Source organism: Dysgonomonas sp. HGC4 (assembly GCF_001261715.1).
Lineage (GTDB): Bacteria > Bacteroidota > Bacteroidia > Bacteroidales > Dysgonomonadaceae > Dysgonomonas_A.
In genome coordinates this window covers 38849-51211 of sequence record NZ_CVRU01000026.1, presented here as the reverse complement: position 1 = coordinate 51211, position 12363 = coordinate 38849, and the positions used below count along the sequence as shown (strand labels likewise).

The following is a 12363-nucleotide window of genomic DNA, read 5'->3' as shown; positions in this document are numbered from 1 at the left end:
CCTCACTTTCTCTTTATTTACTATATTTTTTTCAAAACCAAATTCCTCTTTACACCAGAAGTGATTTGTGTGAAAAAATCTTTGATCTCTTTATATTCAGAACTTTTATAACGTCCTGACAAGATATCAATGTTTTGAATATAGATAATTTTGCTATCCTCTTGTTGAATATATGCCTTATAGAAACCATAGGGAGTATTAATGTCAATATCTTTAGGTAAAGATTCCAATGTGTATAAATCGGGAATATTAATAGTTATAGTATCCGATTCCGAAAATCCACTCTCTATATGAATGTCCCAATTACGAGTTGAAGCAGTAAAAACATTAAGATTAGTCTTTGTCAATGGACACAAGGGTATAAATAGTCTTGTACCTGTTCGATTGGCAAAATCAGAAGCTTCGAAGGATGTCTCAATACGAGTAGAAGGAAATGAAGACCTATCTTCAGAGGTAATAAGCTCCCCCACTTTCATTTGAGGAAGTCTTACATTACCATTTATATACCTCAAGATTCGCTCCCTATCTTTTGACTGAAAGCCCACAAATACATCCTCATAACCATCCAAATGTTCGATAAATATTATTTTCCCTTTTGCGCTCCCATCCTCTTTAACTGTAATCTCCATAACAGACTCCTTACTATTCTCTTGGTCTGTGTAGGATGGTAATCTGGTTATTTTGCCTCCTTTACTCGATATAATAATTGCATTATGTCCTGCTATCTTTCGGTGTATATAACCAAAAGGTAATATCTGACTAGTGCATTCAAGCCAAATACTATCTTCCTCCTGAGGTACCATTAGGATTACGTGATCCAATTGATAGAAATTAGGAAAATCAGCATATAAGTCCTTTTCAGACATACTTATTACACAATAATTAGACTCCACACCTACCGACTTTAGCATTGCCTTCATCATATTGGTTAACCCCTTACAATCTCCGAAGCCCATTTTTGAGACAGTTAGTGCATCTATAGGCTGATAACCACCGATTCCGAGTTGAATACTTACATATCGGGTATTTTTTTGTAAATAGTCATAGATTATTTGAGTTTTTTCTCGTACGTTTTTTGCTCCACTCACAAGTCCCTCTAATTTAGCAACAAGTTCCGGAGATAATTTATCTCGCTCATTCAGTAAACCATTAACCCACAATCCATAACTATTCCAATTTCTCATATCGCCACAAAAAGAGTCATAGCACATATCAGCAGGAGCAGCCATCATAACAGGAAAGATCTCTCTATTGTTAGCTGCTAAAGGCTCTTTTGCTATTGCCGTTCTATTTTGAAGGGATACAGTGTATATATTTTTATCACCTACAACTTCCTTTTTAAGAGTTCCTCCAAAATTGTTTCGTTGACGCATTTCAACATTTAGAGGAGTCTCAATCCTCAGATCAGACTTTTCTATGGCTTCAAAATATCCATCATAAGGACTAAATACGGGATAAGACAATATTCCATTCTTCCATTTCTCTTGATACAGATATTCCACAGTACAAGGATAAGAAGGTATATCACATTGATAAGCCATAATATACTTATCTGTAGATAGTGCGTCATCCGACACTGACGAGAATCTCAGATCACTCTTCTTTATTTTCTTCACCACTGCCCCCGAAGCATCCCTTATTATCCCAGTGAAGTTAGTAAGCTCCCTGAATTTATCTCCATACAATGTAAAGTGGGCAAAATCGTCACCTTGTTTACTCAAAATAGTAACAACCTTAGTCACCTTATAAGTTGCATGATTAATATCACTTTGGGTAAAAACCTCCGAATTTTCCCTTACAACAACATAAGCTCCTTTTTTCAGACTATCCGGAATATTTGCTACTGGATATTTATTATCGTCCGCCGCAATCAACGATGAAGAAAGTAAGAAGAAACAGAGAACTAACGTCAAAGCTTTATAATTCTCTTTTATGTCTTTCATTTTATTGCAATATTTTTTTTGAGAACAATCTGTTCCGAATTCTTTAAAACTATTTTAGCAAACAGATCACGCAAGGCAGGGTACAAATCTTGTCCTATCATTAGTTGCTTAGTATGAAATTGATATTGGAGTGCTATTGTAGATTCATTCTGCACTATTCGATACATAAATGTAATAGCGTCATCATCCTCTCCAAATACATATTTTTGAGAAGTAGGCAATTCTTCTACTACATATCCTTCCGGAATTGTTATATTTACCAGTTGTTTATAGTTTTCCAAATAGTCAAGATTTACAGGAAATTTACGTTCCTCTTTTTTAAAAGGATTATCCAAGAATAACAGATCAACCATTGGAGTTATATATATAAACTCATCACCCAAAGTAGCATCCTTAATCAATGTATATTCGCTTTTCACATCTCCTCCGGCTTTACTCTCTCCGGTTATTTTAAAATCTTCAATCTTTCCATTCAACTTTGAAGCAAGTTTTTCTATATATTCATCTTTGTCTTTATAATTAGAAAAATTCACTTTAAAGTCATAAGCTGAATTACCTCGCCTAAAATCAGAAACAATCATGACTAGTCCTGTATTATCAAGTTTCATCTGAACACTTATCAATGATGCCCCCGAAGAAAAAGTGGACAAATCGACCCAGTCGACTTTATTTTCATTCATTATACGAGCTTGAGTCACCATACATCTTTGTGGTAAAATATTCCAGTCCCCAAACTTTGCTGAAGCATCCGTATAATACATGAGGGTATCAATTTTCAGGCCTGTTATAGTATAATTCAATGCATTTAGAGATGGATGAGATAGAGGTAAACGTCCATTTTCTCTTGTACTCAAGACTACAGGAAAAGCATCAAACCCTCCGGTTTTAAGAGCATTAATCAAAAGAAAGTTCATATCAGCACTATTTCCCAAACCATCCTTAAGAGCATCCTTAAGATTATTCGGAGAAAAGGCTATCTTATCATTCCATTTCACCTTACTCTTCACTAAATCTTGAATAATTTTTGCCTCCTGTAAGGTTAAGTTCGATTTTGTAATTTCATCTTTAAACAATCCTGTCTTTTTAGTATTACCTCCAAACTCACTCGAACTAAATAATTCTTTATCGATATCTGCCCATGTTGTAGTTATGTTTTTAATTGTAGTCCAAGGATATCTTATACTTTGTAATTCAAAACTTACTTTTGTGATATAATCGTTTAAAGCCCATAAATAAGGTTCATTTTTTATAGCTGGTAAATTTTCTCCTACAAAAGTGATTTCTTCAGCGCTGCAACGTACATTATCTATTTGTAGCCGTCCTGAATCATCCTTATAGCTTATCTGGAAAGTTTCGTTAACAGACTTCCTCTTAGCATCAATACGCTCATATCCTTGCATGTTTACATTATAATAGAAATACTCAGGAAGTGTTATTTCATAAGAGGTATAAGCAACTGGAACCCAAGTTTGAAATACGAAATCTCTCAGATCAAAGAAATATTTTGAGGTCAGCGTATATTTAAATTCAACAACCGAACCTACTTTAGCCGCAGGCATTGTGAATTTTTTCAGCTTCCATTTCTTATCTGTATTTTCTTCAAATATAACATCTTTAGATAGCTTTGTTTTTATAATTTTACCATCCTCCAGATTATAAGTAGTACCACTTAATCCTGATATTTTCTCACCTGTAGTTGATGTTTCCTGATAAAAGGAAATGCTCCGATTACATAATTCAAGACCTTCATTCTTTAAAATTTTTATTTTTACTTGAAGTGTATACTCAAATTGAAAGCCTACCTGCTCACTATATGAAAATCGGGTCTCTCCAACATTAAGTAGAACTACAGCTGCAGCTGTGGTATCCTGAGGATATACAGTCATACTCAATTCATCCATTGTAACATTTCCATACTTTGACTGGGAAAAACAAGCTTCTACAGTTAGAAAAAATAAGAATAAAAAAATAGTGCAACGAGTTTTCATTAGTCGTTCAAATTGGATTATTTTAATCCACAAATCTATCTAAAAATTTAATAAAAGAAACATTTTTAAACATCTTTTTAACGATAAGTTTTAAACAACTAACAACCAACACCATAAGCGACATTCATTTTCTAAACCACATCTGGCTATGATAGAATAAAAAGCAATAAATCTCCCTACTATACTAATATCACTTAAAATAAACGAACAATACACAATAAGAGAGTGTTCAAGTTTAGTATTTTGATTCGGATTACTAATTTTGCACCCATTATAGAATTAAACATTTTCGAAACAACAATACTATTTATCTCAAGAAGGGAAATTTTATCACGCCTTGCTTGACTATGTTTCGCTTTATGTAATCAATGTCTCTTTATGAAAAATATCAGACCTATCCTTTTTATCTCTTCTCTATGCATATTGCTATTAGGCGCATGCAAAAAAAATGAAACACAGCCTCCTATTGTAGAAGTAGAAAATGTGAAAGTTGATAATATCCAAATCTTCGGAGACTATGTTGGTCTTATCAAAGCTGCTCGTAATGTAGAGATACGTGCGAGGGTAGAAGGCTTCCTTGAAAGAATGACATTCGTAGAGGGAAAAAAGGTTTCAGCAGATGAGCCTCTATTTTACATCAACAATGCAACCTATAAAGCCAGAGTAGAAAAAGCAAAAGCTCAACTAAAAAAAGATGAAGCTATGGCTGCCAAATCTAAAAGAGATGTAGAAAGGTTACGCCCTCTATATATGCAAAATGCAGCCAGTCAGCTAGACCTAGACAATGCCGAAGCGGCTCTCGACATGGCAAACGCCAGTGTATTGATGAGTCAAGCCGATTTAGCACAGGCTGAACTTCAATTGAGTTATACAATAGTAAGGTCGCCCCTATCAGGCTATATAAGCGAACGTTATGTAGATATAGGAACACTAGTGGGCACATCTGGAACTTCGTTGCTGGCAACAATAGTTCAACGAGATACAGTCTTAGTCGATTTCAAACTAACATCTCTTGATTATCTAAGGAGCCAACGCCGTAATGTGCATTTGGGAGAACAAGATTCAACTCGATCGTGGCAACCAACAGTAGAGGTTACACTGGCAGATAATACTATTTATAGTGAAAAAGGAATTGTCGATTTTGCTGCACCTCAGGTAGACCCAAAAACGGGGACATTTGGAGTACGTGCTGTTCTTCCTAACCCTAACCAAGTACTTCTTCCCGGACAGTTTACACGCGTAAAGCTACTACTTGACGTATTAGATAATGTAATTGTAGTCCCACGTAAGGCAATATCAATAGAAAAAGGTGGTGCATTTATATTTGTAATTCGCCCCGACAGCATTGCCGAAAAACGTTTTGTAGAAACCGGACCTGAACAAAACAACAAGATTGTAATAACAAGAGGACTATCTACAACAGAAAAAATTGTAGTAGAAGGTTATCAAAAGCTTACTCACGGTGAGAAAGTTATACCCAGAACTCTTGACGAGCAAAAGAAAATAGACGCACAAGTAAGACTAGATCAAAATAACAAGAAGGAGGAAAATAAATGAAAGCCGGATTTTTTATAGATAGACCCGTACTTTCGACCGTACTTTCTTTACTCATCGTTATTGTCGGAATTATCGGGTTAGCCCTTCTACCTATTGAGCAATATCCGCAGATAACACCTCCGGTAGTTAAAATCAGTGCATCCTATCCCGGAGCGAGTGCGACCACCGTATCTCAGGCTGTAGCAACACCCATAGAACAGGAATTGAACGGTACTCCCGGTATGATTTACATGGAGTCGAGCAGTTCCAATTCGGGAGGACTTTCCATTACTGTTACTTTTGATGTCAGCACCAATGTAGATTTAGCTGCAGTTGAGATACAAAACAGAGTAAAACTAGCAGAGTCTCGTTTGCCTGCTGAAGTGCTTCAAAATGGTATTTCAGTAGAAAAACAAGCAGCCAGCCAATTACTTACGATAGCATTGGCTTCGAACGACCCTAAATTTGACGAGATATATCTAAGCAACTATGCAACCATAAACGTTCTGGATGTTATCAGACGTATTCCCGGAGTGGGTAGGGTTTCCAACGTTGGAAGCCGTTATTATGGTATGCAAATATGGGTATATCCTGATAAAATGGCAAGTTTCGGACTCACTGTAAAAGACTTACAAAATGCTTTAAAAGATCAGAATAGAGAATCGGCTGCCGGAGAACTCGGCAAGCAACCTATAATAGATGTAGATGTAGCAATGCCCATCACTGCACGTGGACGTTTATCGACCGTTAGTGAATTTGAAGACATTGTAGTAAGAGCAAGTGGAGACGGATCGTTCATACGTATGCGCGATGTTGCACGCGTGTCTCTTGAGGCCTCATCTTATAGTACAGAAAGTGGATTGAACGGAAAAAGTGCAACTATCCTCAGTATATATATGCTACCGGGTGCTAACGCCATGGAAGTAGCCAATCAGGTAAAAGCTACGATGGTAGATCTTAAGAAAGATTTCCCCGAAGGTATTGATTACCTGATCCCTTTCGATATGACAAAATATATTTCTGAATCTATTCACGAAGTATATAAAACACTTTTCGAAGCTTTATTTTTAGTGATACTTGTGGTTTTCTTATCACTACAAAACTGGCGTGCATCTCTCATACCTATTGTGGCTGTTCCAATATCCTTAGTCGGAACATTTGGTTTTATGCTTATGATGGGATTCTCCCTCAATATGCTCACGCTATTAGGACTGGTTCTCGCCATTGGTATCGTTGTTGATGATGCCATAGTCGTCGTAGAGAATGTGGAGCGGATTATGGAGGAAAAGGGAATCAGCGCAAGAGAGGCAACTCACATCGCCATGAAAGAACTTGTAGGAGCATTGGTAGCAACAGCTCTCGTGTTGGCAGCCGTATTTGTTCCCGTAAGTTTTCTGGATGGTATTACAGGCTCGCTTTATCGACAATTCTCAGTAACAATAGTTGTCTCAGTAATTATTTCGGCAATAGTAGCTCTTACTCTGAGTCCTGCTATGTGTGCCATAATATTAAAACCATCTCATAAAGAAAAAAATGTAGTATTCCGCAAGATTAATACATGGCTAGCCGCCGGAAATTCTAAATACGGAAATCTTCTGGTTAAGGTAATTAATAATCCTCGCCGAATTATGGCAGGATTCGGAATGGTACTCATCCTCATATTTGTATTCAATAAAATAACACCTACAAGTTTTATCCCGCAAGAAGATCAAGGTTACTTTACAGTAGAACTTGAAATGCCCGAAGGTACAACTCTTGAACGTATGCGTACTGTTACCGAACGAGCCATAAACTATCTGGATCATCACGAATCCGTAGATTATGTACAAAATGTAACGGGATCGAGCCCTCGTGTAGGAACTAACCAAGGACGGGCTACTTTGACCGTTATCCTTAAATCGTGGGAAGAACGAAGCGAAGGTGTTAATGATGTAATAAGAGATGTACAAAAAGAATTCTATAATTATCCAGAAGCACGGGCATTTGTTAGTAGTCCGCCAGCCATACCCGGATTGGGGGGAGCAGGAGGTGTAGAAATGAAACTACAAGCACGATCGGATGCTACTTGGGATGACCTTGTTGCTGCTAGCGATACATTTGTATATTATGCTTCTAAAGCTAAAGGTATTGCCAACGTATCATCGTCATTACAATCTGAAATACCTCAATTATACTTTGATGTAGACCGAGATCAGGCAATGTTATTGGGAGTACCCATGTCAGATATTTTTTCTACGATGAAAGCTTATCTTGGATCGGTTTACGTGAACGATTTCAATATGTTCAACCGTATCTACAAAGTATATATCCAAGCTGATCAATCGTTCAGAGCTACAGCCGATGATATAAACCTCTTTTTTGTAAAGACTGAAAACGGTTCTATGGTTCCTCTAACAGCATTGGGGAAAACAAGTTATACAACAGGCCCCGGTAATATCAGCCGATTCAATATGTATACATCGTCATCTATGCAAATAACGCCTGCACAAGGTTACAGTTCGGGACAAACGATGGAAACAATAGAACAAATAGTCAAAGAGAGACTACCCGAAAATATAGGTCTCGCTTGGAGTGGATTATCATTTCAGGAACAAAAAGCAACGGGACAAACCGGCATCGTTTTAGGATTGGTGTTCTTGTTTGTATTCCTTTTTCTTGCCGCTCAGTACGAAAGCTGGACAGTTCCTATCGCCGTATTGCTATCTATGCCTATTGCGTTGTTAGGTGCATTTTTAGGAATTACAGCTCTGAGGCTCGATAACGATATTTATTTTCAAGTTGGTTTAGTTACTCTTATAGGATTGGCTGCCAAAAATGCGATTTTGATTGTTGAGTTCGCAAAAATACAGGTAGACCAAGGTATGCAACCCGTATTTGCAGCCATACAAGGTGCAAAATTACGTTTCCGACCTATCTTGATGACATCTTTTGCATTTATACTTGGTATGCTTCCTATGGTAATGGCTTCGGGACCCGGTTCAGCAAGCAGGCACTCAATAGGTACAGGTGTATTCTTTGGTATGATAGTAGCAAGTACACTTGGAATTGTAATGGTTCCTTTCTTCTTTGTAATGGTATATAAAGCAAAAGAGAAGTTCAAGTTACCCGATATAAAATATCCCAAGATATTTAAAAGAAAAAAATAATCAATAAATATCATAAGTACTTATTGATAACCTTTAAACAAAGATAAATGAGCAAACTCAAATATATATGTAGTGTATTAGTCCTCTGTAATGTTATATTCTTCTCTTGTAAGATAGGAAGCAAATATCAACGACCGGTGATGGATGGCATGCCACATTCTTTTGAAGCCAAAGGACTTGAGGAAGGAGAAGCTGCCGACATAGGATGGAGTACATTATACAAAGATTCTGTTTTACAAAACATGATCACAAAAGCTCTCGACCACAACAGAGATGTGCTTATTGCAACTGCCCGTATCAATGAAATGATAGCCAATAAACGTATTTCTTTTGCAAATATATTTCCCGAAATAGGCATTGACGGAGTTGCTCAAAAAGAGCATCTAAATTATGGAGGAAATAATCCGAAATATACTCCCGAAATACATACTAACCTTACTTTTGGCTGGGAGGTAGATATTTGGGGCAAGCTCCGATGGGCAAACGATGCTGCAATTGCATCGTATATGCAATCGGTAGAAGCCCAACAAGCATTGCGCCTGACTATTATTGCCGAAGTGGCACAGAGTTATTTCAAGCTAAGAGCTTTAGATCGCGAATTAGAAATAGTAAAGCAAACGCTGGAAGCTCTTCAAGAGAGTGCCCATTTTGCTAAACTAAGATATGAGGGAGGTTTAACTTCGGAGATGCCATACCGTCAAAGTTTGGTAGAGGTAGCACGTACCGAACCTCTTATACCAAGCTTAGAAAACGAAATTAAACTAATGGAGAATGATATGTCTGTTCTTTTGGGAGAATTTCCATCAGGTATTCCACGTAGTAATACAGACATAAGTACTCACTCTATATTACCGAGCTTACCAGTAGATGTTCCTTCGTCATTACTTGAACGTCGTCCTGATGTAATACAAGCCGAACAGAAACTAATAGAAGCCAATGCCAAAGTAGGTGTAGCTTTAACCAGTATTCTCCCCTCCTTAAATCTTACGGGGCGATTAGGTGCCGAAAACTCGGAGTTAACAGACTTCCTTAAAAGTCCGGCATGGTTTATTGGTAGTTCCCTTGCAGGACCAATATTCAATATGGGTAAGAATAAAGCAATTCATCAAGCTGCAAAAGCTGCTTACGAACAAGAGGTTTACAGCTACGAAAAAACAATTCTAACTGTATTTATGGAAGTAAACAATGCCATTAATACTTATCAGAAAACGCAAGAGGTACGCAAATCGCGAGAAACTCTATATAACTCTGTACGCTCTTACCAAAAGCTTGCCCGACTACAATACGTAAATGGTATTGTTACCTATATGGATGTATTAGATGCTCAACGTCAGATGTTTGATGCAGAGATTACTCTCAACAACGCAATTCTGGATGAGCTTACGTCAACCGTACAGTTATACAAAGCTTTAGGAGGAGGACTCGTTAAATAAAAGAATACATATCTTTTCGATATTCAAGTATCCCTTTAGTTGTTAAACTTTAGGGATGCTTTTTTATGTGTAACTGATACAAAGGTGTACTCAATCTAATAAAGACACAAAACTCGAGCACATAAACCATATATATATCTTATCGTTTTTAATAGACAAAAACATGGCTATCTCGGCAGCAATTCATATATTTGAATATCACTATTTATTGTAAACAAACAGCAATTGAAATTTATTTACAAAAAGATTGCTAGCTTGACGAAATATCTCGAATAATAAAGATCATCCACCACAGATTCCTAATTGGATAGGAAAAGACATTATAATAAGCATAACAGAAGAAAAAGGAGAAAACAGCATAACCAATTCTCAAAACTTTAAATGGATGCCATTGATTAAACGATTACTTGATAAAAACTACATTTAAATTACTGCTACAACTAAGCCCCAAGTGGAATAGAAATGATATAAAATATGCGAAAGAGACAAAGAAATAGTTTCCTGAAAATATATCGGAGCGAAAAGGCTTCCTATCATTTAATTGCGTAATTTTGAGGCTTTAATTATGGTCTCAGACCTAATTTGTGTATCTGGTAAATGTCATAACCAGAATTCACTATTATTGAATAATATGACAATAATTATTTGGCTATATTTATTTCAAATACACTATGGATTTTCTTGAACTCGCAAGTAGAAGACAAAGCACACGCAAGTACGACACAACCAGATTGGTAGAAGCCGAAAAGATTGAACGAATCATAGAAGCCGCACGTTTGGCCCCCTCTGCTTGTAATGCACAACCTTGGCACTTTGTGGTAGTAAACGACGCTGAATTAATGGATAAAACGCTTGATGCAATTGAACATCCTACTGAAGACGAAACACAACCCGTACATCTTGTTATAGTAGACGAATTAGAGTTAAAGAACAAGGTTGCCGATGCTGCTTCTGCGCGCTTATTGGGTATGAATCACTTCACAAAACAAGCACCTATACATATTCTTCTGGTCGAAGAAAAAGTTAATCTAAGTTCGGGAATTGGGGGAGTTATCAAAGACAAGCATTTTGCCTATGTTGATATAGGTATTGCTGCTTCTCATATTTGCCTGGCTGCCGAAGACGAAGGTTTGGGTAGTTGCATATTGGGCTGGTTCAATGAATCTAAAATAAAAAAACTATTAAACATACCTGATTCTAAACGAGTGATACTCGATATCCTCATCGGCTATCCTGCTCAGGAGCTAAGATCCAAAAAACGAAAATCAACAAACGAAATTGTATCATACAATACATATAAAAAATGAAACTTTCTCAAAAACAGGTTGGACATATAACTATGTTCAGTGTTGTTACTTTTTTTGCAATAAACATTCCCATCAGTAAATACCTTCTTCAATCAGGCTATATCAGTCCTTATGGACTTACTATTGCCCGAATGACTTTTGCCACTATTACATTTTGGATAGCATCTCTCTTTGTAACTAAAGAGCGTATTGAGCGAAAAGATCATTTCACGATTTTTCTTGGAGGACTTTTAGGGATTACATTTAATCAAGGATTATTTATCTTCGGATTGAATAATACGTCCCCCGTTGATGCATCTATAATCACAACAAGTACCCCTCTTTTTGCAATGGTTATAGCAGCTCTTGTTTTAAAAGAGCCTATCACAAGCAAAAAGGTTTCGGGTGTTTTATTGGGCGGACTCGGTGCTATATTCTTGGTCTACACAAGCCACCACGGAGACATTACCACCGACTCGAGCATGAAAGGTAATATGGCCGTAGTATGCAGTTCTCTTAGTTATGCTTCATACTTGGTTGTAACACGCCCCTTAACATCCAAATATTCCTCTATAACCCTAATGAAATGGATGTTCTTATATTCAACTGTTATACTACTTCCATTTTTATATAAAGATTTGGTTAATGCTCCCCTGTTCTCACAATCAGAAGTATTACCTTATGTGCTTATAAGCTATACATTGCTGTTTGCAACATTCATTGCATACACCCTTATACCTGTGGCTCAGAAAAGAATCAGAGCAACAACAATCTCTATGTACAACAACCTCCAACCGCTTATAGCCTCATTTATTGCTATTGGCTTGGGGCAAGATCATTTCTCTGCCACTAAAGCTTTATCAGGGATTATGATTTTGATAGGGGTATATCTGGTTACTCAAAGTAAATCGAGAGCAGACGTGGAAGCTGAACAACAAGCTACAATACAAGAAAGCAAATAACTTGATTCATTCTTTCTTAGGCATTTTAAAATACAGTCTACTGTAATCAAAAAGGATAGTAAACGTTTA

7 protein-coding genes are annotated in these 12363 nt (G+C 36.9%); 5 read left to right on the top strand and 2 right to left on the bottom strand.

Annotation, left to right across the window (positions count from 1 at the left end):
- Positions 1 to 20: 20 nt before the first annotated feature.
- Positions 21 to 1943, bottom strand: a complete 1923-nt coding sequence (locus tag HGC4_RS02850; RefSeq protein WP_050708608.1) for a DUF3857 domain-containing protein — start codon at positions 1941 to 1943, stop codon at positions 21 to 23.
- The gene (locus HGC4_RS02845) at positions 1940 to 3931 is read right to left on the bottom strand and encodes a DUF3857 domain-containing protein (protein WP_050708607.1); all 1992 of its coding nucleotides are present in this window, start codon (positions 3929 to 3931) and stop codon (positions 1940 to 1942) included. Before HGC4_RS02845 ends, HGC4_RS02850 begins: the two co-directional genes overlap by 4 nt.
- A 378-nt stretch (positions 3932 to 4309) precedes the next feature.
- On the opposite strand from HGC4_RS02845, the gene HGC4_RS02840 reads away from it, so the two are divergent.
- From HGC4_RS02840 to HGC4_RS02820, 5 genes are all read left to right on the top strand, one after another.
- Positions 4310 to 5488 (top strand): efflux RND transporter periplasmic adaptor subunit, encoded by a 1179-nt coding sequence (locus HGC4_RS02840; protein ID WP_050708606.1) that lies wholly within the window; start codon positions 4310 to 4312, stop codon positions 5486 to 5488.
- A complete protein-coding gene (locus HGC4_RS02835) occupies positions 5485 to 8613 on the top strand; it encodes an efflux RND transporter permease subunit (RefSeq protein ID WP_050708605.1) in 3129 nt (1042 codons plus the stop codon). Before HGC4_RS02840 ends, HGC4_RS02835 begins: the two co-directional genes overlap by 4 nt.
- Positions 8614 to 8660: 47 nt before the next feature.
- On the top strand, positions 8661 to 10046 hold the full coding sequence (locus HGC4_RS02830; RefSeq protein ID WP_050708604.1) for an efflux transporter outer membrane subunit: 1386 nt from the start codon (positions 8661 to 8663) through the stop codon (positions 10044 to 10046).
- Between the two features lie 671 nt (positions 10047 to 10717).
- Entirely contained in the window at positions 10718 to 11353 is a 636-nt protein-coding gene (locus HGC4_RS02825) for a nitroreductase family protein (RefSeq protein ID WP_050708603.1), read from the top strand.
- Positions 11350 to 12294: a DMT family transporter gene (locus tag HGC4_RS02820; protein WP_050708602.1), complete on the top strand. Its 945-nt coding sequence runs from the start codon at positions 11350 to 11352 to the stop codon at positions 12292 to 12294. The genes HGC4_RS02825 and HGC4_RS02820 overlap by 4 nt, the downstream gene beginning before the upstream one ends.
- Positions 12295 to 12363: the final 69 nt, after the last annotated feature.